The organism is Streptomyces sp. NPDC004788, assembly GCF_053601115.1.
The window spans coordinates 1-24,328 of record NZ_JBSGBF010000051.1; the positions used below are offsets into that span (position 1 = coordinate 1).

The following is a 24,328-nucleotide window of genomic DNA, read 5'->3' on the forward strand; positions in this document are numbered from 1 at the left end:
CGGATGTGGAAGCCCAGTAATGGGTGGAGCTGACCGGTACTAATAGGCCGAGGGCTTGTCCTCAGTTGCTCGCGTCCACTGTGTTAGTTCTGAAGTAACGAACACGCCCCCCTTCGGGGTGCGCGGCGGTTCAACTTCATAGTGTTTCGGTGGTCATAGCGTTAGGGAAACGCCCGGTTACATTCCGAACCCGGAAGCTAAGCCTTTCAGCGCCGATGGTACTGCAGGGGGGACCCTGTGGGAGAGTAGGACGCCGCCGAACAACCCGCCCTTTTAGCTCAGTCGGCAGAGCGTCTCCATGGTAAGGAGAAGGTCAACGGTTCGATTCCGTTAAAGGGCTCAGAGAAAAGGCCCCCGCCATCAGGCGGGGGCCTTTTTGCGTTCCCGGACAGCATCCGACCAAGAAGAGGCCGGCCCCCGAACCGGGGGCCGGCTTCCTTCCCTGCCTACTGGTGGTGCGGCTCCGGGATGCGCAGGGCCAGGATGGCCATGTCGTCGGAGGCCGGTGCCTGGGCGAAGCGCTCGACCGCCCGCAGCACGCGGGAGGCGACCGCCCCGGCCGTCAGGCCCGTACAGGAGCGGAGGACTTCGGCGAGGCCGTCGTCGCCCAGCATCCTGGTGCCCTCGCGGCGTTCGGTGACGCCGTCCGTGACGCACAGGAGGACGTCGCCCGGGTCGAGGGTGACCGTCTGCTCGTACAGCTCGAGGTCGTCCATGACGCCGAGGAGCGGCTGCGGGTCCGCGGCCGGGCGGACCGTGCCGTCCTGGCTGAGGCGGAGCGGCAGCGGGTGGCCGGCGCAGACGACCTTGAGGACCGCGGAGCCGTCCTCCTGGGGGCGCATCTCGCCGTAGAGGAGGGTGAGGAAGCGGCTGCGGGCGCCCTCGTCGAGGATGGCCGCGTTGAGGCGCTCCAGGACCGCGGGGCCGCCGAAGCCCTCGCGGGCGAGGAGGCGCAGGGCGTGCCGGGCCAGGCCGGTGACGGCGGCGGCCTCGGGGCCCGTACCGCAGACGTCGCCGATGGCGAAGCCGTACGCGCCGTCGCGGATGGGGAAGAGGTCGTAGAAGTCGCCGCCGACCTCGTTGCCCTCGCCGGCCGCGCGGTAGATGACGTCGACCTCGACGCCGGGGATGTCCGGGAGGCCGGGCGGCAGCAGGCTGCGCTGGAGCGACTGGCTGATGGCCATGCGCTCGGAGTAGAGGCGGGCGTTGTCCAGGGCCAGGGCGGCTCGGCGCGAGAGGTCCTCGGCGAGTTCCAGGCTCTCCTGGCGGAAGTGGTCGTCGGTGGGCCGGCCGAGCGTCAGCATGCCGATGACGCGGTTGCGGGCCACGAGCGGCAGCACGACGGTCTCGCCGCCGACGGCGGCCGCCGTGGCGAGCGCCGTGTGGATGCCGGAGGAGACCGGGCCGGCGGGGCCGTCGAGTTCGCGCATCGAGGCGCTGAGCGCGGAGCGGTGGGCGGCGTCGGCGGGGGCGGTCCAGACGCGGGCGCCCGGGGTGGGCACCGGGTCCGGCGGGTCGATGGAGGAGAGCAGGGCCTTCAGACCGTCGATCAGGTCCTCGTCCTCGTGCAGGACATAGGAGAGGTACGGGTCGGAGGCCTGGTCGGCGATCGTGTAGACGGCGCACCAGGTAGCCAGGGTGGGGACCGTCATCTGGGCCATCAGGGCCAGCGTCTGGTCCCGGTCGAGGGTGCCGGCCAGGAGGTCGGACGCCTCGACGAGGAAGCTGAGGGAGCCGCGGCGGAGCCGTTCGAGTTCGCCGAGGCGGGCGGATTCCACCGCCAGGGCGATGCGGTCGGCGGCGAACTGGAGGCGCAGGGCCTCCTCGTTGGAGTAGCGGTTGGCGGTCTCGGCCGCGACGCCGAGGGAGCCGGTGAGGCGGCCCTCGACCTTGAGCGGGACGGTGACGACCGAGCGCATGCCGGTGCCTTCGAGGAGGGGCACGGCGCCGGGGACGGCGGCCAGGTCCTCGTGGACGGCGGGCATGCGGGCGGAGCCGTAGCGGCTGGCGCCGGTCTCGACGGGGACGCGGGCGAAGCGCTGGCGGGCGGAGGGCAGGCCCGTGGTGGCCCGTACCTCCAGTTCGGTCTCGTCGTCGGTGGCGAGGAGCAGGAAGGCGGAGTCGCCGTCGAGCATGTCGCGGGCGCGTTCGACCGTGCGCTGGAGGAGGCCGTCGAGGTCGTCGGGGGCCGGGGAGCCGATGAAGACCTCGAAGGGGTCGGCGGCGGTGCCGCGGGCCTCGGGGCCGGTCTCGGCGCCGGCGGGGCGCTGCGGGGTCTGGAGGACCGCGCGCTCGTACTCACGGACGAGGAGGCAGACGGTGGACGGCTCGCCCTGGGCGTCGCGGACGCGGAGGTGCGAGGCGTAGACGGGGATGACGCGGCCGTCGGCGCAGCGGATGCCGTAGCTGCCCTCCCAGCGGGAGAGGCGGAGGGCCTCGGCGAGGCCGGTGCCGATGCCGGGCGTGTGCGGCCAGGCGGCGAGGTCGCCGAGGGGTTTGCCGGTGACCTGCTCGGAGGCGTATCCGAAGAGTTCCTCGGCGTGCTCGTTCCAGGAGGTGATGGCGCCTTCGGCGTCGAGCTGGACGACGGCGACGCGGACCCGGCTGTCGGTGAGGGGGAGCAGCGGGTCGGGCAGGACGGGGCCGGCGGAGCGGGTGCCGACGGGGCGCTCGGGGAGGTCGAGGTGGAACCAGACGTGTTTGCGGGTGGGGCTGTAGTCGACGCCCCAGCGGGAGGCGAGCGCGGCGCACAGCAGCAGGCCCCGGCCGTTCTCGCGGTCGTGGCTGTGCGCGGTGCGGCTCTGCTGGACGGGGATCTCGCGCTCGGGGTAGCGGTCGGCGACCTCGATGCGGACGCCGTCGTCGCGGCGCAGGCAGAGCACGTCGGCGGCGGTGCCGGCGTGGACGACGGCGTTGGTGACGAGTTCGCTGGTGAGGACGACCGCGTCGTCGACGACCTCGGCGTAGCCCCAGCCCTGGAGCGTGTCCCGGACGAAGGCGCGGGCGGTCGCGACGGACCGCCCGACGGGTTCGAAACTGGCAGCCGCCCGCGCGGTGATCACTGAACTCCTCGTACGCGTTTCGACGCCCGGCTCTGCCATGGTCGGTCTGCCCCTCCCGCTGTCCGTGCTCGCTTCGCGCCGTCTCGCCCCCGCCGGGCGGTCCGGGGCGGTTGGACAGCCGGATGCCAGGTTACTTACCTTCACTGCCCCGGCGGATGCCGGTCACGCACTTTGCGTCCCCGTTTGCGTTCTTGTTTGCGTCCCTCGGACGTGGGGACGTTGTGCGAAGCTGCCGAACTGTTATGGCCTGGTTCGGACCCGGTGAAACACTGGGCAGGCTGAAGCGAGAGACCGAACGGTCCGGTCGACCCCCTCGGGAGGGACACGGTGGAGTCTGGCACGACGACGCGGCGCGGTGGCGGTGCGCGGCCGAAGGGCGGCGGCCGGTCCCGGGGCGGGGGCACGGTGCAGGTGGACGCGGCGGCGCTGCAGCGCTTGCTCGCCGCGCTGGTGTCGATGCGGGACGGGAACTTCCGCAAGCGGCTGACGGTCTCGGGCGACGGGATCATGGCGGAGGTCGCTGCCGTCTTCAACGAGGTCGCGGACCGGCAGACGCATCTGACCGGGGAGATCTCGCGGGTGCGCCGGGTGGTGGGCCGCGAGGGCAAGCTGTCGGAGCGGCTCGAGACGGGCGCCGGCGAGGGGGCGTGGGCCTCGGCGGTCGAGGCGGCGAACGCGCTGGTGGACGAGCTGGCGCGGCCGGTGTCCGAGGTGAGCCGGGTGCTCTCGGCGGTGGCCGAGGGTGACCTCGGGCAGCGGATGGAGCTGCGTTCGGAGGGTACGGACGGTACGACGCGGCCGCTGCGCGGCGAGTTCCTGAAGGTCGCCCGTACGGTGAACAACCTGGTCGACCAGTTGTCGGTGTTCGCGGACGAGGTGACGCGGGTCGCCCTTGAGGTGGGCACCGAGGGCATTCTGGGCGGTCAGGCCCAGGTGCGCGGGATGTCGGGTTCGTGGAAGGACCTGACGGACTCGGTCAACACGATGGCCAACCAGCTGACGGCGCAGGTGCGGGACATCGCGCTGGTCACGACGGCGGTGGCCAACGGTGATCTGTCGCAGAAGGTCACGGCGAACGTGGCCGGCGAGATGCTGGAGCTGAAGAACACCGTCAACACGATGGTGGACCAGCTGTCCTCGTTCTCGTCCGAGGTGACGAGGGTGGCCCGCGAGGTGGGCACGGAGGGCGAGCTGGGCGGTCAGGCCGATGTGGCCGGGGTCGCCGGTGTGTGGAAGGACCTCACCGACTCCGTCAACACGATGGCCGGAAATCTCACCAATCAGGTGAGAGGGATCGCGGAGGTGACCACCGCGGTCGCCAACGGCGACCTGTCGCAGAAGGTACGGGTGTCGGCGCGCGGCGAGATCGCGCAACTCGCGGACACCATCAACCAGATGACGGAGACGCTGCGGACCTTCGCGGACGAGGTGACGCGCGTGTCCGGCGAGGTCGGCGCGCAGGGCATTCTGGGCGGTCAGGCGCAGGTGCCGGGTGCGGCGGGCACCTGGAAGGACCTCACGGACTCGGTCAACACGGTCTTCCGGAACATCACCACGCAGGTGCGGGACATCGCGCAGGTGACGACGGCGGTCGCCAGCGGCGATCTGTCGCAGAAGGTCACGGTCGATGTGGCCGGCGAGATGCTGGAGTTGAAGAACACCGTCAACACGATGGTGGACCAGCTGTCGGCGTTCGGTTCCGAGGTGACCCGGGTGGCCCGGGAGGTCGGCGTCGAGGGTCTGCTCGGCGGCCAGGCGCACGTGCCGGGTGCGGCGGGCACCTGGAAGGACCTCACCGACTCGGTGAACACCGCGTTCCGCAACCTGACCGGCCAGGTGCGGGACATCGCGCAGGTGACGACGGCGGTGGCCAACGGCGATCTGTCGCAGAAGGTCACGGTCGACGTGGCCGGTGAGATGCTGGAGTTGAAGAACACCGTCAACACGATGGTGTCGCAGCTCTCCTCGTTCGCCGACCAGGTGACCCGGATGGCGCGGGACGTGGGCACCGAGGGCCGGCTGGGCGGTCAGGCCCGGGTGGACGGCGTGTCGGGCCGGTGGCGCGAGCTGACCGACTCGGTGAACTTCATGGCCGGCAACCTGACCTCGCAGGTGCGGCAGATCGCCCAGGTGACGACGGCCGTGGCGCGCGGTGACCTGTCGCAGAAGATCGACGTGGACGCGCGCGGCGAGATCCTGGAGCTGAAGAACACCATCAACACGATGGTCGACCAGCTGTCCGCGTTCGCGGACCAGGTGACGCGGGTGGCCCGCGAGGTGGGCACGGACGGGCGGCTGGGCGGTCAGGCGCAGGTGCCGGGTGTCGCCGGTGTGTGGCGGGACCTGACGGACTCGGTGAACGGCATGGCCGGGAACCTGACGGCCCAGGTGCGCAACATCGCGCAGGTCGCCACCGCGGTCGCCCGCGGTGACCTGTCGCAGAAGATCGACGTGGACGCGCGCGGCGAGATCCTGGAGCTGAAGAACACCCTCAACACGATGGTCGACCAGCTCTCCAGCTTCGCCGACCAGGTGACGCGGGTGGCCCGCGAGGTGGGCACCGAGGGCATCCTGGGCGGTCAGGCCGAGGTGCAGGGGGTCTCCGGCACCTGGAAGGACCTGACCCAGTCGGTGAACATGATGGCGAACAACCTGACCTTCCAGGTCCGGAACATCGCCGAGGTCACCACGGCGGTCGCGAAGGGTGACCTGTCGAAGAAGATCACCGTCGACGCCAAGGGCGAGATCCTGGAGCTGGTGACGACCGTCAACACGATGGTCGACCAGCTGTCGAACTTCGCCGACGAGGTGACGCGGGTGGCCCGCGAGGTGGGCACCGAGGGCATCCTCGGCGGCCAGGCCCGGGTGCGCGGGGTCACCGGCATCTGGAAGGACCTCAGCGACAACGTCAACCTGATGGCCAACAACCTGACCAACCAGGTGCGGAACATCTCCCGGGTCTCCGCGGCCGTCGCCAACGGCGACCTGACGAAGAAGGTCACGGTCGAGGCCCGCGGCGAGGTCGCCGAGCTCGCCGACACCGTCAACACGATGGTGACGACGCTGTCGTCGTTCGCCGACGAGGTGACCCGGGTGGCCCGTGAGGTGGGCACCGAGGGCGAGCTGGGCGGCCAGGCGCGGGTGCCCGGCGTGTCGGGCACCTGGAAGGACCTGACCGAGTCGGTGAACTCGATGGCCGACAACCTGACCGGTCAGGTGCGCCAGATCGCCGCCGTCACCACCGCCATCGCCAAGGGCGATCTCACCAAGAAGATCGACATCGACGCGCGCGGCGAGATCCTGGAGCTGAAGAGCACCATCAACACGATGGTCGACCAGCTGTCGAACTTCGCCGAGGAGGTCACCCGGGTGGCCCGCGAGGTGGGCACCGACGGCCAGCTCGGCGGTCAGGCCCGGGTCCGGGACGTCGAGGGCACCTGGTGGGACCTGACCGAGTCCGTGAACGAGATGGCGGGGAACCTGACCCGGCAGGTGCGGGCCATCGCGGCCGTCGCCACCGCGGTGACCCGCGGCGACCTCAACGTCAAGATCGACGGTGTGGACGCGGCCGGTGAGATCCAGGCCCTCCAGGACAACATCAACACCATGATCGCCAACCTGCGCGACACCACCCTCGCCAACGACGAGCAGGACTGGCTGAAGGGCAACCTGGCCCGCATCTCCGGCCTGATGCAGGGCCGTCGGGACCTGGAGGACGTCGCCTCGCTCATCATGAGCGAGCTGACGCCCGTCGTCTCCGCGCAGCACGGCGCCTTCTTCGTGGCGATGCCGACCGGTTCCGCCAACAGCGACGCCGAACCGGTGGGCGAGGGCGAGGGCTCGTACGAGCTGCGGATGCGCGGCAGTTACGGCTACTCCGCCGGCTCCATGCCGACCTCCTTCCGGCCGGGCGAGACGCTCATCGGGACGGCCGCCGAGGAGAAGCGGACCATCCAGGTCAACGTGCCGCCGGGCTATCTGAAGATCTCCTCCGGTCTCGGCGAGGCCGCCCCGGCCCATGTGATCGTGCTGCCGGTGCTGTTCGAGGGCCGTGTCCTCGGCGTCATCGAGCTGGCGTCCTTCCAGCCGTTCACCCAGATCCAGCGCGACTTCCTCAACCAGATCGCCGAGCTGATCGCCACCACCGTCAACACCATCAGCGTCAACAGCCGCACCGAGATGCTGCTCAAGCAGTCGCAGGAGCTCACCGAGCAGCTGCGGGAGCGGTCGGCGGAGCTGGAGAACCGGCAGCTGGAGCTGCAGAACTCCAACGAGGAGCTGGAGGAGAAGGCCGAGCTGCTCGCCCGGCAGAACCGGGACATCGAGGTGAAGAACACCGAGATCGAGGAGGCCCGGCAGGTCCTGGAGGAGCGCGCCGAACAGCTCGCGGTCTCCATGCGCTACAAGTCCGAGTTCCTGGCCAACATGTCGCACGAGCTGCGCACCCCGCTCAACTCGCTGCTGATCCTCGCCAAGCTGCTCGCCGACAACGCCGACACCAACCTGACGCCCAAGCAGGTCGAGTTCGCCGAGACCATCCACGGCGCCGGCTCCGACCTGCTCCAGCTGATCAACGACATCCTCGACCTGTCGAAGGTCGAGGCGGGCAAGATGGACGTCTCGCCCACCCGGATCGCGCTGGTGCAGCTCGTCGACTACGTGGAGGCCACCTTCCGCCCGCTCACCGCGGAGAAGGGGCTGGACTTCTCGGTGCGGGTCTCGCCGGAACTGCCCGCCACGCTCCACACCGACGAGCAGCGGCTCCTGCAGGTGCTGCGCAACCTCCTGTCGAACGCGGTGAAGTTCACCGACACCGGCGCCGTCGAGCTGGTCATCCGGCCGGCCGGCGCGGACGTGCCGCAGTCGATCCGGGAGCAGCTCCTGGAGGCCGGGACGCTGCGCGACCCGGACGCCGACATGATCGCGTTCTCGGTGACGGACACCGGCATCGGCATCGCGGCCGGCAAGATGCGGGTCATCTTCGAGGCGTTCAAGCAGGCCGACGGCACCACCAGCCGCAAGTACGGCGGTACGGGCCTGGGCCTGTCCATCAGCCGGGAGATCGCCCGCCTGCTCGGCGGCGAGATCTACGCGGCGAGCGAGCCGGGCCGCGGTTCGACCTTCACCCTGTACCTGCCGCTGAGCCCGACGGCGCCCGCGCAGTCGGGCACCGGCCAGGACGCCATGGAGGGGTACGAGGGCCCCGACGGCCAGGACGGCCGCTACGGGCACGAGGGCGGCGCCGGGTTCGCCGAGGGCATGGTGCACTTCGCACCCGCACCCGCGCCGGCCGAGGCCCGCTCGGGGGCCGGCGCGCTCTTCCGGCACCGCCGCAAGACGTCCCCGCAGCGGGCACAGCTGCCCGGACAGGCCGGGCAGTCCGGAAACGGCGAGCACGCCGCGGGCGACGAGCGGGCGGAGGCCGATCCGCGTCCGGTGTTCTCGTTCGCGGGCGAGAAGGTGCTGATCGTCGACGACGACATCCGCAACGTGTTCGCGCTGACCAGCGTCCTGGAGCAGAACGGGCTCGCGGTGCTCTACGCGGAGAACGGCCGGGAGGGCATCGAGGTCCTGGAACAGCACGAGGACGTGTCCGTGGTGCTGATGGACATCATGATGCCCGAGATGGACGGATACGCGACGACCAGCGCGATCCGGCGGATGCCGCAGTTCGCCGGCCTGCCGATCATCGCGCTGACCGCCAAGGCGATGAAGGGCGACCGGGAGAAGGCCATCGACTCCGGCGCCTCCGACTACGTCACCAAGCCGGTCGACCCGGACCATCTGCTCACGGTCATGGAGCAGTGGATGCGGGCGGAGGGGCGCTAGGGGGTGTCCGACGGCTCCGGGCCGGGGCCGGGCCCCGCGGGCCCGGCCCCGGCGGACCGTCGCCAGGCGGGTGTGAGAGCCCGTCGGACGGGGAACCTTCTGGTCTCCCGCCGCGTTCGACGTACGGGCAGAGACTGTGTGCTCCGTGACAATGCGGTGACAGGGTGTGGCGACGGGTGGGGTGCGGCTACGATGACCGGCACAAGGACGGACGGCGCATGGGAGCCGTCATCTGGGGCGGCGCCCGGTGCTGTCCCCGGCTCACGGAGCCGGAGCGAGGCAGTGCCGGGACGAGGAGGACGGGGCATGGTGCAGAAGGCCAAGATCCTCCTGGTCGATGACCGGCCGGAGAATCTGCTGGCGCTGGAGGCCATTCTCTCCGCGCTCGATCAGACACTGGTGCGGGCATCCTCCGGGGAGGAAGCGCTCAAGGCGCTGCTGACCGACGATTTCGCGGTCATCCTGCTGGACGTCCAGATGCCCGGCATGGACGGATTCGAGACGGCCGCGCACATCAAGCGGCGGGAGCGGACCCGGGACATCCCGATCATCTTCCTCACCGCGATCAACCACGGCCCCCACCACACCTTCCGGGGGTACGCGGCGGGCGCGGTCGACTACATCTCCAAGCCGTTCGACCCGTGGGTGCTGCGCGCCAAGGTGTCGGTCTTCGTCGAGCTGTACATGAAGAACTGTCAGCTCCGCGAGCAGGCCGCGCTGCTCCGGCTCCAGCTGGAGGGCAGCGGCCCCGGCGGCCAGACGAAGGAGTCCGCGGGGCTGCTCGCCGAGCTGTCGGCCCGGCTCGCCGCCGTCGAGGAGCAGGCCGAGGCGCTCTCCAAGCAGCTCGACGACGACTCGGCCGACGCGGCCGCCGTCGCCACCGCGGCGCACCTGGAGCGCAAGCTCACCGGGCTGCGCCGGGCGCTCGACGCGCTGGAGCCGGGGGCGGGTGCGGCACCGACGCTGCCCGCACAGAACTGACGCAGGGTCACCTCGTCGGCGCCCACCGTGAGCGGGCGTCAGTTTCGTGCCCCGGCAGGCACGACACGAACGGGTGAGCGTGTTTCCCCGGTGGCGTACACCGGTAACCTCAGCACCATGGCCTCACGTACGTCCGGCAAGGGTTCCCAGGGCACGGCGGGCACCGCGAAGCGAGCCGCCGGCCGTACGAGCGGCACCGCGAAGAAGGCGGCGCCCGCCAAGTCCGCCGCCAAGTCCCCGGCCAAGCCTCCCGCGAAGAAGGCGCCCGCCAGGAAGGCCGCCGCAGGCGGGCGCGCGCCCGCGCGCAAGACCGCGGCGAAGAAGCCCGCACCGCGCCCGGCGCCGTCCCCGACCGGGGGCGTCTACCGGCTGGCGCGCGGCCTCTGGCTCGGCCTCGCCCACGGCGTCGGGGCGATGTTCCGGGGGATAGGGCGGGGCGCCAAGGGCCTCGACCCGGCGCACCGCAAGGACGGACTCGCGCTGCTGCTGCTCGGCGTCGCCCTGATCGTCGCCGCCGGCACCTGGTCCAATCTGCGCGGCCCCGTCGGTGACCTGGTGGAGATGCTGGTCACCGGCGCCTTCGGCCGGCTCGACCTGCTCGTGCCCCTGCTGCTCGGCGCGATCGCCGTCCGGCTGATCCTCTACCCGGAGAAGCCGGAGGCCAACGGCCGCATCGTCATCGGCCTGTCCGCGCTGGTCATCGGCGTGCTCGGGCAGGTCCACATCGCCTGCGGCTCGCCCGGCCGCGGCGACGGCACGCAGGCCATGCAGGACGCCGGCGGGCTCATCGGCTGGGCCGCCTCCAAGCCGCTCGTCTTCATGACGGGCGAGGTCCTGGCGGTGCCGCTGCTCGTGCTGCTCACGATCTTCGGACTGCTCGTCGTCACCGCCACCCCCGTCAACGCCATCCCGCAGCGTCTCCGCGCGCTCGGCGCCCGGCTCGGCATCGTCGAACCGGAGTACGACCCCGAGGAGGCCGGCGGGTACGAGGAGTACGGCGACGACTGGCGGGACGACGTGCCCCGGGCCGCCCGCCCGGCCCGCCGCCGCGCCCCGGGGCCGGGGCGGGAGTACGACCCCGACCGCGCCGAGGCCGACGCCCTGGAGCGGCGCGGCCGGCGCCGTACGCCGCCCGCGTCCGCGTTCGACACGGGCGGGCTCGACCCGGTCGACGTCGCCGCCGCGGCGGCCGCCGCGCTCGACGGGGTCGTGCTGGGCGGCATGCCGCCGTCCCCGCTGGTCGCCGACCTGACCCGGGACGTCACCGCCGAGCGGGCCGCCGCCCGGGCCGCCGCCCCGGCCGAGGCCCCCGAACCGGTCGACGAGGCCCCGGCCGCCGCGCCCGTGCCGACCGCGCGGGGCGCCGCCAAGGACCGGACCGGCGGTGCGGTGCCCGACCTGACGAAGCCGGCGCCCGAGCCGACCGACCTGCCGCCACGTGCCGAGCAGCTGCAGCTCGCCGGCGACATCACGTACTCCCTGCCCTCCATGGACCTCCTGGAGCGCGGCGGCCCCGGCAAGACCCGCAGCGCCGCCAACGACGCCGTCGTCGAGTCGCTGACCAACGTCTTCTCCGAGTTCAAGGTCGACGCGGCCGTCACCGGCTTCACCCGCGGCCCGACGGTCACCCGCTACGAGGTCGAGCTCGGCCCGGCCGTCAAGGTCGAGAAGATCACCGCGCTCACCAAGAACATCGCGTACGCCGTGGCCAGCCCCGACGTGCGGATCATCTCGCCGATCCCGGGCAAGTCCGCGGTCGGCATCGAGATCCCCAACACCGACCGCGAGATGGTCAACCTCGGCGACGTGCTGCGGCTCGCCGAGGCCGCGGAGGACGACCATCCGATGCTCGTGGCGCTCGGCAAGGACGTCGAGGGCGGCTATGTGATGGCCAACCTGGCGAAGATGCCGCACATCCTGGTCGCCGGCGCCACCGGCTCCGGCAAGTCCTCCTGCATCAACTGCCTGATCACCTCGGTGATGATAAGAGCGACCCCGGAGGACGTCCGGATGGTCCTCGTCGACCCCAAGCGGGTCGAGCTCACCGCGTACGAGGGCATCCCGCACCTGATCACGCCGATCATCACCAACCCCAAGCGGGCCGCCGAGGCGCTGCAGTGGGTCGTGCGCGAGATGGACCTGCGCTACGACGACCTCGCCGCCTTCGGCTTCCGGCACATCGACGACTTCAACCAGGCGATCCGGGACGGCAAGGTGCAGCTGCCGCCGGGCAGCGAGCGCGAGCTCCAGCCGTACCCGTACCTCCTGGTGATCGTCGACGAGCTCGCCGACCTGATGATGGTCGCGCCCAGGGACGTCGAGGACGCGATCGTCCGCATCACCCAGCTGGCCCGCGCGGCCGGCATCCACCTGGTGCTCGCCACCCAGCGGCCCTCCGTGGACGTCGTCACCGGCCTGATCAAGGCGAACGTGCCCTCGCGGCTCGCCTTCGCCACGTCCTCGCTCGCCGACAGCCGGGTCATCCTCGACCAGCCGGGCGCCGAGAAGCTGATCGGCAAGGGCGACGGCCTGTTCCTGCCGATGGGCGCCAACAAGCCGACCCGCATGCAGGGCGCCTTCGTCACCGAGCACGAGGTCGCCGCCGTCGTCCAGCACTGCAAGGACCAGATGACGCCGGTCTTCCGGGACGACGTCACCGTCGGCACCAAGCAGAAGAAGGAGATCGACGAGGAGATCGGCGACGACCTCGACCTGCTGTGCCAGGCCGCCGAGCTGGTCGTCTCGACCCAGTTCGGCTCCACCTCGATGCTCCAGCGGAAGCTGCGGGTGGGCTTCGCGAAGGCCGGCCGGCTGATGGACCTGATGGAGTCGCGGAACATCGTCGGACCGAGCGAGGGCTCGAAGGCACGGGACGTACTGGTCAAGCCGGACGAGCTGGACGGGGTACTCGCGCTGATCCGCGGCGGGGAGTAAGGGGCGCGGGGCAAGGGGGAGTCAGGGGCCCGGGCGGACGGGGCTGCCGTAACGAGACCCGGCCGAGACTCACTCGTAAGGGAACGAGGGCAACCGTTTCCCTTGGCCGTACGTCAAGTTGGAGGGAGGGGGAAGCCCGTGTCCCCGCCCTCGGGCCGTACGAACGGCGTACAAACGCGCCCGCCCGGTTGCCCCACCCTTTCGTACCACCCATAGACTGAACATCCAGCAGGTGGCTACACGCTCGAAAGGCGCTCCCGTGTCCATCGGCAACTCCCCCGAATCCCCCGAGGACGACCGGAACTTCCCGGCAGATGACCGGGATTCGATCGGTCGTGCCCTTCAGCAGGCCCGTGTCGCCGCCGGTCTCACCGTCGAAGAAGTCAGCGCCTCCACCCGGGTGCGCGTTCCGATCGTGCACGCGATCGAGGAGGACGACTTCTCGCGCTGCGGCGGCGACGTCTACGCCCGCGGGCACGTCCGTACGCTCGCGCGCGCCGTCGGGCTCGATCCGGCACCGCTGATCGAGCAGTACGACGCGCAGCACGGCGGCCGTCCCTCGCCCACCCCCGCCGCCCCGCTGTTCGAGGCGGAACGCATCCGCCCCGAGCCCCGCCGCCCCAACTGGACCGCCGCCATGGTCGCGGCGATCGTGGCCGTCGTCGGCTTCGTCGGCTTCACGATGTTCAACGGGGCCGAGCCGGGCACCGGCGGCGCCGTCGCGGAGGGCCCCGCCCCGGCGACCAAGGCCGGCACGACGGCACCCGCGCCCGCCAAGCCCAAGCCGGTCAAGCCGGCCCCGGCCAAGCCCGTGCCGTCCGAGAGCGCCATCGCGGCGGTCCCGGCGGACAAAGTCACGGTCAAGCTGACCGCGGTCGGCGACAAGAGCTGGATCTCGGCCAAGGCCCACGACGGCAAGCTGCTCTTCGACGGGCTGCTGCTCGCGGGCGAGTCCAAGACCTTCCAGGACGACGAGCGCATCGATCTCATCCTCGGCAACGCCGGCCCGATCGAGCTCTACGTCAACGGGAAGAAGATCGAGGACACCTTCGAGTCCGGCCAGGTGCAGCGCCTGACGTACACCAAGGGCGACCCCGAGGCGGGCTGAGCCCCGCGCAGGATGTGACGGCCGTCGCGCAGGTGAACCCTGCGCGACGGAGGTACGGCCGGGACGAAGTAGTCTTGAGTCCATGCCCGAACGCCGTACCGTCGCCCTTGTCACTCTCGGCTGCGCCCGTAACGAGGTGGACTCGGAGGAGCTCGCAGGCCGCTTGGCAGCGGACGGCTGGGAGCTCGTCGAGAACGCCGAGGACGCAGACGTCGCCGTCGTCAACACCTGTGGCTTCGTCGAGGCCGCCAAGAAGGACTCCGTCGACGCCCTCCTCGAAGCCAATGATCTGAAGGACCACGGCCGCACCCAGGCCGTCGTCGCCGTCGGCTGCATGGCCGAGCGCTACGGCAAGGAGCTCGCCGACGCGCTGCCCGAGGCCGACGGCGTGCTCGGCTTCGACGACTACGCCGACATCTCCAACCGCCTCCAGGTCATCCTCAGCGGTGGCAGCGTCGAGGCGCACACCCCGCGCGACCGGCGCAAGCTGCTGCCGCTGTCGCCCGTGGAGCGCCAGCAGGCCGCCGCGTCCGTGGCCCTGCCGGGGCACGGGGACACCGTCGAGGCGCCCGAGGCCGCCGTGACGGCCGTGGCGCCGGAGAACGTGCCCGCCGACCTCCCCGAGGGCCTCGCGCCCGCCTCCGGGCCGCGTGCGCCGCTCCGCCGCCGTCTGGACACCAGCCCCGTCGCCTCCGTGAAGCTGGCCTCCGGCTGCGACCGGCGCTGCTCCTTCTGCGCCATCCCGTCCTTCCGCGGCTCCTTCGTCTCGCGCCGCCCGTCCGACGTGCTGAACGAGACCCGCTGGCTCGCCGAGCAGGGCGTGAAGGAGATCATGCTGGTCTCCGAGAACAACACCTCGTACGGCAAGGACCTCGGCGACATCCGCCTCCTGGAGAGCCTGCTGCCCGAGCTGGCCGCCGTCGACGGCCTGGAGCGCGTCCGGGTCAGCTACCTGCAGCCCGCCGAGATGCGCCCCGGTCTGATCGACGTGCTCACCTCGACCGAGAAGGTCGTGCCGTACTTCGACCTGTCCTTCCAGCACAGCGCTCCCGACGTGCTGCGGGCGATGCGCCGCTTCGGCGACACCGACCGCTTCCTGGAGCTCCTGGAGACCATCCGCTCCAAGGCCCCGACCGCCGGTGCCCGCTCCAACTTCATCGTCGGCTTCCCCGGCGAGACCGAGGCGGACTTCAAGGAGCTGGAACGCTTCGTCACCCACGCCCGGCTCGACGCCATCGGCGTCTTCGGCTACTCCGACGAGGACGGCACCGAGGCCGCCACGTACGAGCACAAGCTGCCGCAGGACGTGGTCGACGAGCGCCTCGCCCATCTGTCCCGGCTCGCGGAGGAGCTCACCGCGCAGCGCGCGGAGGAGCGGATCGGCGAGACCCTGGAGGTACTGGTCGAGTCCTTCGACGAGGAGGAGGACGGCTGGATCGGCCGCGCCGCCCACCAGGCGCCGGAGACCGACGGCCAGGTGGTCGTCACGGCGGACTCGGCCGAGGGCCTCGGCCTCGCTCCGGGCCGTATGGTCAGGGCCGAGGTGGTCGCCACCGAGGGCGTCGACCTCGTGGCCGAGTGTCTGATGGCTGAGGAGGCGGGCAGATGACCGGAGTGCCGGCATCCGCGACGGACGGGACCGGAAGGCCTGCGCCCCGCGGGAAGCTGGGCGCTGCCGCCGTCAATCAGGCCAGCCTCTGGAACATCGCCAACATCCTCACCATGATCCGCCTGGTGCTCGTGCCCGGCTTCGTGGTGCTGCTGCTCCAGGACGGCGGACACGACCCCGCCTGGCGTGCCTGGGCGTGGGCGGCGTTCGCGGTGGCCATGATCACGGACGTCTTCGACGGGCATCTGGCACGCACGTACAACCTGGTCACGGACTTCGGGAAGATCGCCGACCCGATCGCCGACAAGGCGATCATGGCGGCCGGGCTGATCTGCCTGTCCTCCCTCGGCGACCTGCCGTGGTGGGTGACCGGGGTGATCCTCGCCCGGGAGCTCGGCATCACGCTGATGCGGTTCTGGGTGATCCGGCACGGGGTCATTCCGGCCAGTCGTGGCGGCAAGATGAAGACCCTCGCGCAGGGCACGGCGGTCGGCATGTACGTGCTCGCGCTCGTCGGTCCGCTCGCCACCCTGCGCTGGTGGGTGATGGCGGTCGCCGTCGTGCTGACGGTCGTCACCGGTCTGGACTATGTGCGACAGGCGGTCGTGCTGCGCCGGCGTGGACTCGCCGCGGAACGGGCGGCGGCCGCGGAGACGGCCGGGAGCACGGCCGGTGGAACGTCCGGCGGAACGTCCGGAGGGACGGAGACACGATGAACCAGGCCGCCCGGGTGCTGGAGCTGCTCGCGGAGCGTGGTCACACGCTGGCCGTCGCGGAGTCCCTCACGGGTGGTCTGGTGGCCGCGACGCTCGTGGACGCGCCCGGGGCCTCCAAAGCCTTCCGCGGCTCCGTCACGGCCTACGCCACGCCCCTCAAGGAGCAGCTGCTCGGCGTGGACGGCACCCTTCTGGCGGAGCGCGGTGCGGTCGACCCGGACGTCGCGCTGCAGATGGCGGCCGGTGTGCGGGACCGGCTCGGCGCCGACTGGGGCGCCGCGACGACGGGCGTGGCCGGGCCCGAGCCGCAGGACGGGCAGCCCGTGGGGACGGTCTACGTGGCCGTGGCGGGTCCGCCCGGGGAGGCCGCGGGGGCGGTCGGAGCGCGGAAGGTGGCCTCGTTGCGGTTGAACGGCGGTCGAGCGGAAATCCGTAGAGAGAGTGTACGGAGCGTGCTCGAATTGCTGTGTGAACTGCTCGCCGACGAACACTCGGAAAATGCGCGGGCACAGGATACGGAACAGAACGGGGGAGAATGATGTTTGCAGCCATGAGTGAACACGACATCGCTCCCCGCACGGCCGCGGCGCGAGGCGGTACGGTGGGGCGTGAAGGATGCGGCTACGCGGTCCGAGGAGGGAGCCACCGATGATTCTGCTCCGTCGCCTGCTGGGTGACGTGCTGCGTCGGCAGCGCCAGCGCCAGGGCCGTACTCTGCGCGAAGTCTCCTCGTCCGCCCGAGTCTCGCTCGGCTATCTCTCCGAGGTGGAGCGGGGGCAGAAGGAGGCTTCCTCCGAGCTGCTCTCCGCGATCTGCGACGCGCTGGACGTACGGATGTCCGAGCTCATGCGTGAAGTGAGCGACGAGCTGTCACTGGCCGAACTGGCCCAGTCGGCGGCGGCCGGTGAGCCGATGCGAGCACCGGTGCGACCGATGCTCAATTCGGTGTCGGTGACGTCGGTGACCGGTGTGCCCGAGCGGGTGACCATCAAGGCGCCCGCGGAGGCGGTCGACGTCGTCGCCGCCTGACGGCGCAGCACGAACCGGAAGTACGACCAGAAGTACAAGCCGGAATGGCGTGAAGCCCCGGTCGGTGCCCTGTACGGGTGCCGGCCGGGGCTCTTCCGTTGGAGATGCCGAGTCCGGGGGTGGCATGCCATGGTGGAGTACGTGCGCCTGGAGGGTACGGGCTGCGATGCGGCCCCGTGCGCCGGGCTTGCCTCTTGTGCGCCCTCCCGCCGGGTGATCCTGCGGGACTAGCGTCGACCGGAGGAGGCGGCCATGGTACGGCGACGGGTTCCGCTGGTGACGCTCATGCTGGTCGCGGCCGGACTGGTGGCCGGTGGGCTCTGGTGGTGGGCGGTGCTGCGTCTGCTGCTGGTGCCGGGGGAGACGGGACCGGTCGAGGGGGCGGTGGCCGCGGGCGGTTGGGGGCTGAGCCTGTTGCCGGTGCACGTGGCCGCCTCGTCCGGGAAGCGCGGGGCCGCGCGGGGCGGGGTCACCAGGGCATCGCGACGCCGCCGTTGGGACGCAGGATCTGACCCGTCGTGAACGACGAGGCGTCACAGGCGAGATGGAGCACCGCGTGCGCGATGTCCTCCGGTTCGCCCACCCGGCCCAGCGGTGAGACGCGCGCCATCGTGGCCTCTGCCTGCTCCTGGGCGGCGGGCTCGTGGCGGTCGGTCATGGGCGTGCGGACCCAGCCCGGGGCGACGGCGTTGACCCGGATGCCGTGCCGGCCCACCTCGGCGGCGAGCGTCTTGGTCAGCTGCACCACCGCCGCCTTGGTGACGCTGTAGCAGAGCAGGCCCGGGCTCGCGGTGTCCATCGCGCCCGAGGCCATGGTGACGACGGAGCCGGGCACGCCGTGCTCGATCATCGAACGGGCGGCCTCCTGGCAGGCGTGCAGCACGCCCTTGAAGTTCACCGCGAGGACCCGGTCGAGGTCCTCGTCGCGGGTCTCCAGGACCGTGCTCGTGTGCATGATCCCGGCGACGGCCGCCATCACGTGCAGGGGACCCGCGGAGCGTACGGCGGCGGCGAGGGCGGCGCGGTCGGTGACGTCCAGGACGTGGACGTGCGCGGTGCCGCCCAGGCGCCCGATCCGGGCCGCGGTCTCCTTGAGGCCGGACTCGTCGCGGTCCGCGCAGTGCACGGTCGCGCCCGCCTCGGCGAGGAGTTCGGCGGTCGCGCGGCCGATGCCGCTCGCCGCGCCGGTGACGAACGCGGTGCGGCCGGTGAGGTCGTACGCCGTGCGGGCGGTGAGGGCCATGTCCGGACGGTACGACCGTATCTGACGGATCGTCAATTGGTCGACGCGGGTTTTGCGGCGCCGGTCAGGCGGGTGTCATGTACGGGCGAGGGGACCGCGCTACTGCTCCTGCTGCGGTCCGCGCTGGCAGCCCGGGCACCAGTACGTCACCCGGTCGGCCAGCTCGGCCTTGTGGACCGGGCCTCCGCAGCGCGGACAGGGGCGGCCCTCGCGCCCGTACACGTACAGCCGCTCGTGGCGGCGGCTCGTGGTCGTGCGCATGCCCGGGTGGTCCTTGTTCGCCTCCAGGAGCCGGTGGGCGGTGGCCACCAGGCGTTCGGGGACGCCGGGGCCCAGCTCGCCGAACGGGAGCCAGGGCGTGACGCCGGCCAGGAACGCCAGCTCCGACTTGTAGACGTTGCCGATCCCGGCGAGATTGCGCTGGTCGAGCAGTGCCTCGCCGAGCGGCCGGGCCGGGTCGGCGCCGAGCCTGCGGACCGCCTCCGCGGGATCCCAGTCCGGGCCGAGCAGATCGGGCCCCAGATGACCGACCGCCTTCTCCTCCTCCGCGGTGCGGATCAGCTCCAGGACCGGCAGCCGGTAGCCGTACGCCGTGAACTCCGCGTTCCCGAGGATCGCCCGGATCTGGTGCGCGGGCCCGCCGCGCGGGCGCTCGCCCGTGGCGTACACCTGCCACGCGCCGTCCATCCGCAGATGCGAGTGGAGCGTGAGCCCGCCCTCGACCCGGGTGAGCAGGTGCTTGCCGCGCGGGGTGACGTCGAGCACCCGGCGGCCGGTGAGATCGGCCGTCGCGAACCGGGGTACGCGCAGGTCGCAGCGCGTCAGGACCCGGCCGGCGAGTGCCGTGTCGAGCCGATGCGCTTCGTACCAGACGGTGTCTCCTTCGGGCATGGACCCATCATCCCGCGCGGCAGGCGCGGGCGATGGCGACGGCAGGGCTCGGTCATGCCCTCCCCGGTCAGGCCCGCAACCGCAGGCCTCGGGGCGTGGCGTGGAAGCCGGCGGCCTCCAGCGGGCGGGCGAGGGGCGAGGTCAGGGCCGTCGCGCCGTTGATCCGCTCCACCGTGACCGTGCCGAGCGAGCCCGCCGAGGCGGCCGCCGCCAGGGCTTCGGCGGCCGCCCGGAGCGCCGGGGCCTCCGGGTCGACGGGCCAGGAGAGCAGCGTCTTGCCGCCGCGCTCCATGTAGAGCGTCAGCTCGCCGTCGACGAGGACGACCATCGCGCCCGCCTTGCGGCCCGGTTTGTGACCGGCGCCGGTCGGCGGCTCGGGCCAGGACAGGGCGGCCCCGTACGCGTTCGCCGGATCGGCCGCCGCCAGCACCACCGCGCGCGGGCCGGCGCCCTCCTCGGCGCCCCGGTCCCGCGCGTTCGCGGCCGCGCGCAGCCGGTCCACCGCCCCGTCCATGGCGAACTGGGCGGCGCCCAGGCCCTCCACCACATAGCCGCGGCGGGCCTGCCCGCTGTCCTCGAAGGCCGACAGGATCCGGTACGTCGCCGAGAAGCCGCCCTCGACGCCCTCCGCGGCCACCGCGCCCCGGGTGACCACGCCGTGCCGGTCCAGGAGCGTACGGGCCAGGGCGTGCGCGCGGTGCGTCGGCTCGGGCTCCAGCGGCGGCAGCAGCGACCAGCGGCCGCTCACCGTGGGCGGCCCGGTGCGGGAGGCCGGGCGGGCGGACGCGCTCAGCGTCCCGTACCGGCCGCGCGGGACCGTGCGGCGGGCACGGTGGGCGGTCGAACCGGCCGTGCGCCCCGAGCCGAGCAGCGAGCGCAGCGGGGCCAGGGTGTCGTTGGTCAGCCGCCCGGACCAGGCCAGGTCCCACAGGGCGTCCGCGAGCTGCGGATCGGTGGCGTCCGGGTGGGTGGTGGCCCGCACCTGGTCGGCGATCTGGCGGAAGAACAGCCCGTACCCGCCGGAGAGCGTGGTCAGGACCGACTCGTGGAGCCCGGTCAGCTCCAGGGGGTGCGGTGGCGGCAGGAGCAGCGGCGCCGCGTCGGCCAGATAGAGCGAGATCCAGCCGTCCTTGCCGGGCAGCGCCCCGGCACCCGCCCAGACGACCTCGCCGGTCGTCGTCAGCTCGTCGAGCATGCCCGGCGCGTAGTCCCGCACCCGGGACGGCAGGATCAGCTTCTCCAGGGCGGAGGCGGGCACCGGCGCGCCCTGGAGCTGCTCGATCGCCCGGGCCAGGCCGTCGATCCCGCGCAGGCTGCTGCCGCCCAGGTGCTGCCACTGGGGCAGGAAGGTGGCGAGCGCGGCCGGCGGGACCGGCTCCAGCTCGTGCCGCAGCGCGGCGAGGGAGCGGCGGCGCAGCCGGCGCAGCACGGCGGCGTCGCACCACTCCTGGCCGATGCCGGACGGGTGGAACTCGCCCTGGACCACCCGGCCGGCGGCGGCCAGGCGCTGCAGGGCGCCGTCGGTGACCGCCGGGCCGAGGCCGAAGCGGGTGGCGGCCTGCGAGGAGGTGAACGGGCCGTGGGTGCGGGCGAAGCGGGCGAGCAGATCACCCAGCGGGTCCTTCACCGGCTCCGTGAACGCCTCCGGCACGCCCACCGGGAGCGCCGTGCCGAGCGCGTCCCGCAGCCGGCCCGCGTCCTCGATCGCCGCCCAGTGGTGGGCGCCCCCGATCCGCACCCGGATCGCCCGCCGGGCCCGCCCGAGCTCCGCCGCCCAGTCGGCCTCCGCGCCGCGCTCGGCCAGCTCCGCGTCCGTCAGCGGCCCGAGCACCCGCAGCAGATCGGCGACGCCCTCGACGTCCTTGATCCGCCGGTCCTCGGTGAGCCACTGGAGCTCCCGCTCCAGCTCGGTGAGCACGTCCGCGTCGAGCAGTTCGCGCAGCTCCGCCTGGCCGAGCAGCTCGGCGAGCAGCCGCGAGTCGAGCGAGAGCGCGGCCGCCCGGCGCTCGGCGAGCGGCGAGTCGCCCTCGTACAGGAACTGCGCCACGTACCCGAAGAGCAGCGAGCGGGCGAACGGGGACGGCTCCGGAGTGGTGACCTCGACCAGGCGCACCCGCCGCGCCTCCAGGTCGCCCATCAGCTCGCGCAGCCCGGGCACGTCGAAGACGTCCTGGAGGCACTCGCGGACCGCCTCCAGGACGATCGGGAACGAGCCGAACTCGCTCGCCACCTGTAGCAGTTGCGCCGCCCGCTGCCGCTGCTGCCACAGCGGGGTGCGCTTGCCCGGATTGCGCTTGGGCAGCAGCAGGGCGCGCGCCGCGCACTCCCGGAACCGGGAGGCGAACAGGGCCGAGCCGCCGACCTGGTCGGTGACGATCTGCTCGATCTCGCCCTTGTCGAAGGCGACATCGGCGGCGCCGACGGGCGCCTGCTCGCTGTCGAAGGCGGTGTCGGCGAACCGGCCCGGGTCCACCGGCTCACTGTCGAGCAGGTCGAGACCCATCAGATCCGCGTCCGGCAGGCGCAGCACGATGCCGTCGTCGGCGTGCATGACCTGCGCGTCCATCCCGTACCGCTCGGCGAGCCGGGCGCTCAGCGCGAGCGCCCAAGGGGCGTGCACCTGCGCCCCGAACGGCGAGTGGACGACGACCCGCCAGTCGCCCAGCTCGTCGCGGAAGCGCTCCACCAGGATCGTCCGGTCGTCGGGCACATGGCCGCACGCCTCGCGCTGCTCGGCCAGATACGCGATCACGTTCTCCGCGGCCCAGGCGTCGAGCCCGGCGGCGAGCAGCCGCAGCCGGGCGTCCTCCGGGGCCAGGGCACCCACCTCGCGCAGGAACGCGCCGACCGCGCGGCCCAGTTCGAGCGGGCGGCCCAGCTGGTCACCCTTCCAGAACGGCAGCCGGCCCGGCACGCCCGGCGCGGGCGAGACCAGGACCCGGTCGCGGGTGATGTCCTCGATGCGCCAGGAGGTCGTGCCGAGCGTGAACACGTCGCCGACCCGCGACTCGTACACCATCTCCTCGTCCAGCTCACCGACCCGGCCCCCGCCCTTCTTCGGGTCGGAGCCGGCCAGGAACACCCCGAAGAGGCCCCGGTCGGGGATGGTGCCGCCCGAGGTGACGGCGAGCCGCTGGGCGCCGGGCCGGCCCGTGACCGTGCCGGCCACCCGGTCCCACACCACGCGGGGGCGCAGCTCGGCGAAGGCGTCGGAGGGATAGCGGCCGGCCAGCATGTCCAGGACCGCCGTGAACGCCGACTCCGGCAGCGCCGCGAACGGCGCCGCCCGGCGGACCGTCGCCAGCAGGTCGTCGAACTGCCAGCTGTCCAGGGCGACCATCGCCACCAGCTGCTGGGCGAGCACGTCCAGCGGGTTCGCCGGGACCCGCAGCGACTCGATGGAGCCGGTCCGCATCCGCTCCGTCACCACCGCCGACTGCACCAGGTCGCCCCGGTACTTCGGGAAGACCACGCCTGTCGACACGGCGCCCACCTGGTGCCCCGCGCGGCCCACGCGCTGCAGCCCGGAGGCCACCGAAGGCGGCGACTCGACCTGCACGACCAGGTCCACCGCGCCCATGTCGATGCCCAGCTCCAGACTGGACGTCGCCACCACGGCCGGCAGCCGGCCCGCCTTCAGGTCCTCCTCGACCTGGGCGCGCTGCTCCTTGGAGACCGAGCCGTGGTGCGCCCGGGCCAGCAGCGCGGGCGCGCCCTGCGCCGCGCCCGACTGCGCCATGATCTCGGCGGGCGGCGCGCCGTCCGGCAGGGCCTCGCCGGTGGCCCGCTCGTACGCGATCTCGTTCAGCCGGTTGCACAGCCGCTCGGCGAGGCGGCGCGAGTTCGCGAAGACGATGGTCGAGCGGTGCGCCTGCACCAGATCGGCGATCCGCTCCTCCACGTGCGGCCAGATCGACGGCCGGTCGCCGCCCTCCGCCGCGTCGGACGCGGGCGAGCCACCGAGCTCGCCCATGTCCTCCACCGGCACGACCACGGAGAGGTCGAACTCCTTGCCCGACGGCGGCTGGACGATCTCCACCTTCCGCTGCGGCGAGAGGTACCGGGCGATCTCCTCCACCGGCCGCACCGTCGCCGACAGGCCGATCCGGCGGGCCGGGCGCGGCAACAGCTCGTCCAGCCGCTCCAGGGACAGCGCCAGATGCGCGCCGCGCTTGGTCCCGGCGACCGCGTGCACCTCGTCCAGGATCACCGTCTCCACGCCCGCGAGCGCGTCGCGAGTGGCCGACGTCAGCATCAGGAACAGTGACTCGGGCGTCGTGATCAGGATGTCCGGCGGCCGCGTCGCGAGCGCCCGCCGCTCGGCGGCCCTGGTGTCGCCCGAGCGGATGCCCACCTTGACGTCGGGCTCCGGCAGCCCGAGCCGCACCGACTCCTGACGGATGCCGGTCAGCGGCGAGCGCAGATTGCGCTCCACGTCGACCGCGAGCGCCTTCAGCGGCGACACGTACAGCACCCGGCAGCGCTTCTTCGCGTCGGCGGGATGCGGCGTGGCCGCGAGCCGGTCGAGCGAGGCCAGGAACGCGGCGAGCGTCTTGCCGGAACCGGTCGGCGCCACCACGAGCACGTCGGACCCCGCGCCGATGGCCCGCCAGGCACCTTCCTGCGCGGCGGTGGGCGCGCTGAAGGCCCCGGTGAACCAGCTGCGGGTCGCGGGGGAGAACGAGTCGAGTGCGGACCTGACCATGCCCCCCATCGTGCACCCCGCCACTGACAACCGCCCGGACCTGGGGAAACCTGCCGGTGGACGGGTTGCGGGGGTGGCGCAGAATGAGGACATGGCGAGCTCTGACGCGCAGAACGGGGACGAGGGCCGGGCGACTCCGGCGCCGGAGCCCGGCGGCCGCGGCGCGGCGGGCGCGGCGGCGCCCGGTCACGGCGGACCCGGCCCGTACCGGCCGGCCGCCG

At 72.4% G+C, this 24,328-nt stretch carries 13 protein-coding genes, 1 tRNA gene and 1 rRNA gene; 11 read left to right on the plus strand and 4 right to left on the minus strand.

From position 1 onward, the window contains the following. The first annotated feature begins 145 nt into the window (after positions 1-145). A 5S ribosomal RNA gene (gene rrf / locus ACWEJX_RS22105) occupies positions 146-262 on the plus strand. Between the two features lie 5 nt (positions 263-267). Continuing rightward, positions 268-340: transfer RNA gene (locus ACWEJX_RS22110), tRNA-Thr, on the plus strand. Between the two features lie 106 nt (positions 341-446). On the opposite strand, the gene ACWEJX_RS22115 is transcribed toward ACWEJX_RS22110, so the two are convergent. Next, complete coding sequence (locus tag ACWEJX_RS22115) at positions 447-3,101, minus strand: SpoIIE family protein phosphatase (protein WP_451609131.1); 2,655 nt, start codon at positions 3,099-3,101, stop codon at positions 447-449. Positions 3,102-3,389: 288 nt separating this feature from the next. Here ACWEJX_RS22115 and ACWEJX_RS22120 point away from each other — a divergent pair, with 288 nt between their 5' ends. The 9 genes from ACWEJX_RS22120 (at position 3,390) to ACWEJX_RS22160 (ending at position 17,790) form a co-directional block, all read left to right on the plus strand. Further along, positions 3,390-8,891, plus strand: a complete 5,502-nt coding sequence (locus ACWEJX_RS22120) for a HAMP domain-containing protein (protein WP_451609132.1) — start codon at positions 3,390-3,392, stop codon at positions 8,889-8,891. A 306-nt stretch (positions 8,892-9,197) separates the two neighbouring features. Beyond that, positions 9,198-9,872, plus strand: coding sequence for a response regulator (locus tag ACWEJX_RS22125; RefSeq protein WP_403798631.1), 675 nt, complete (start codon positions 9,198-9,200; stop codon positions 9,870-9,872). 117 nt (positions 9,873-9,989) lie between these two features. Further along, positions 9,990-12,806, plus strand: coding sequence for a DNA translocase FtsK (locus ACWEJX_RS22130; protein ID WP_451609133.1), 2,817 nt, complete (start codon positions 9,990-9,992; stop codon positions 12,804-12,806). A 259-nt stretch (positions 12,807-13,065) separates the two neighbouring features. Next, positions 13,066-13,914 (plus strand): RodZ domain-containing protein, encoded by an 849-nt coding sequence (locus ACWEJX_RS22135; protein WP_451609134.1) that lies wholly within the window; start codon positions 13,066-13,068, stop codon positions 13,912-13,914. Positions 13,915-13,996: 82 nt separating this feature from the next. Then, the gene (gene rimO / locus ACWEJX_RS22140; RefSeq protein ID WP_451609135.1) at positions 13,997-15,523 is read left to right on the plus strand and encodes a 30S ribosomal protein S12 methylthiotransferase RimO; all 1,527 of its coding nucleotides are present in this window, start codon (positions 13,997-13,999) and stop codon (positions 15,521-15,523) included. Continuing rightward, positions 15,520-16,239, plus strand: coding sequence for a CDP-diacylglycerol--glycerol-3-phosphate 3-phosphatidyltransferase (gene pgsA, locus ACWEJX_RS22145; RefSeq protein ID WP_451609136.1), 720 nt, complete (start codon positions 15,520-15,522; stop codon positions 16,237-16,239). Before rimO ends, pgsA begins: the two co-directional genes overlap by 4 nt. After that, on the plus strand, positions 16,236-16,778 hold the full coding sequence (locus tag ACWEJX_RS22150; RefSeq protein WP_451609137.1) for a CinA family protein: 543 nt from the start codon (positions 16,236-16,238) through the stop codon (positions 16,776-16,778). Before pgsA ends, ACWEJX_RS22150 begins: the two co-directional genes overlap by 4 nt. Positions 16,779-16,887: 109 nt before the next feature. Then, positions 16,888-17,268 (plus strand): helix-turn-helix domain-containing protein, encoded by a 381-nt coding sequence (locus tag ACWEJX_RS22155; protein ID WP_403798648.1) that lies wholly within the window; start codon positions 16,888-16,890, stop codon positions 17,266-17,268. A gap of 252 nt (positions 17,269-17,520) precedes the next feature. Beyond that, positions 17,521-17,790, plus strand: a complete 270-nt coding sequence (locus ACWEJX_RS22160) for a hypothetical protein (RefSeq protein WP_451609138.1) — start codon at positions 17,521-17,523, stop codon at positions 17,788-17,790. On the opposite strand, the gene ACWEJX_RS22165 is transcribed toward ACWEJX_RS22160, so the two are convergent. The 3 genes from ACWEJX_RS22165 to ACWEJX_RS22175 all read right to left on the minus strand — a co-directional run bounded on the left by ACWEJX_RS22165 (position 17,738) and on the right by ACWEJX_RS22175 (position 24,107). Next, entirely contained in the window at positions 17,738-18,511 is a 774-nt protein-coding gene (locus tag ACWEJX_RS22165) for an SDR family NAD(P)-dependent oxidoreductase (protein WP_451609139.1), read from the minus strand. The genes ACWEJX_RS22160 and ACWEJX_RS22165 overlap by 53 nt on opposite strands. Positions 18,512-18,610: 99 nt before the next feature. Next, complete coding sequence (locus tag ACWEJX_RS22170; protein WP_451609140.1) at positions 18,611-19,402, minus strand: DNA-formamidopyrimidine glycosylase family protein; 792 nt, start codon at positions 19,400-19,402, stop codon at positions 18,611-18,613. A gap of 67 nt (positions 19,403-19,469) precedes the next feature. After that, the gene (locus ACWEJX_RS22175; protein WP_451609141.1) at positions 19,470-24,107 is read right to left on the minus strand and encodes an ATP-dependent helicase; all 4,638 of its coding nucleotides are present in this window, start codon (positions 24,105-24,107) and stop codon (positions 19,470-19,472) included. Positions 24,108-24,328 lie beyond the last annotated feature (221 nt).

What these genes read in the sequence shown, in the direction of transcription:
- ACWEJX_RS22115 (WP_451609131.1), bottom strand. Translation starts at nt 3,101, where the DNA reads ATGGCAGAGCCGGGCGTCGAAACGCGTACGAGGAGTTCAGTGATCACC.
- ACWEJX_RS22125 (WP_403798631.1), top strand. Translation starts at nt 9,198, where the DNA reads ATGGTGCAGAAGGCCAAGATCCTCCTGGTCGATGACCGGCCGGAGAAT.
- ACWEJX_RS22130 (WP_451609133.1), top strand. Translation starts at nt 9,990, where the DNA reads ATGGCCTCACGTACGTCCGGCAAGGGTTCCCAGGGCACGGCGGGCACC.
- rimO (WP_451609135.1), top strand. Translation starts at nt 13,997, where the DNA reads ATGCCCGAACGCCGTACCGTCGCCCTTGTCACTCTCGGCTGCGCCCGT.
- pgsA (WP_451609136.1), top strand. Translation starts at nt 15,520, where the DNA reads ATGACCGGAGTGCCGGCATCCGCGACGGACGGGACCGGAAGGCCTGCG.
- ACWEJX_RS22150 (WP_451609137.1), top strand. Translation starts at nt 16,236, where the DNA reads ATGAACCAGGCCGCCCGGGTGCTGGAGCTGCTCGCGGAGCGTGGTCAC.
- ACWEJX_RS22155 (WP_403798648.1), top strand. Translation starts at nt 16,888, where the DNA reads ATGATTCTGCTCCGTCGCCTGCTGGGTGACGTGCTGCGTCGGCAGCGC.
- ACWEJX_RS22160 (WP_451609138.1), top strand. Translation starts at nt 17,521, where the DNA reads ATGGTACGGCGACGGGTTCCGCTGGTGACGCTCATGCTGGTCGCGGCC.
- ACWEJX_RS22165 (WP_451609139.1), bottom strand. Translation starts at nt 18,511, where the DNA reads ATGGCCCTCACCGCCCGCACGGCGTACGACCTCACCGGCCGCACCGCG.
- ACWEJX_RS22170 (WP_451609140.1), bottom strand. Translation starts at nt 19,402, where the DNA reads ATGCCCGAAGGAGACACCGTCTGGTACGAAGCGCATCGGCTCGACACG.
- ACWEJX_RS22175 (WP_451609141.1), bottom strand. Translation starts at nt 24,107, where the DNA reads ATGGTCAGGTCCGCACTCGACTCGTTCTCCCCCGCGACCCGCAGCTGG.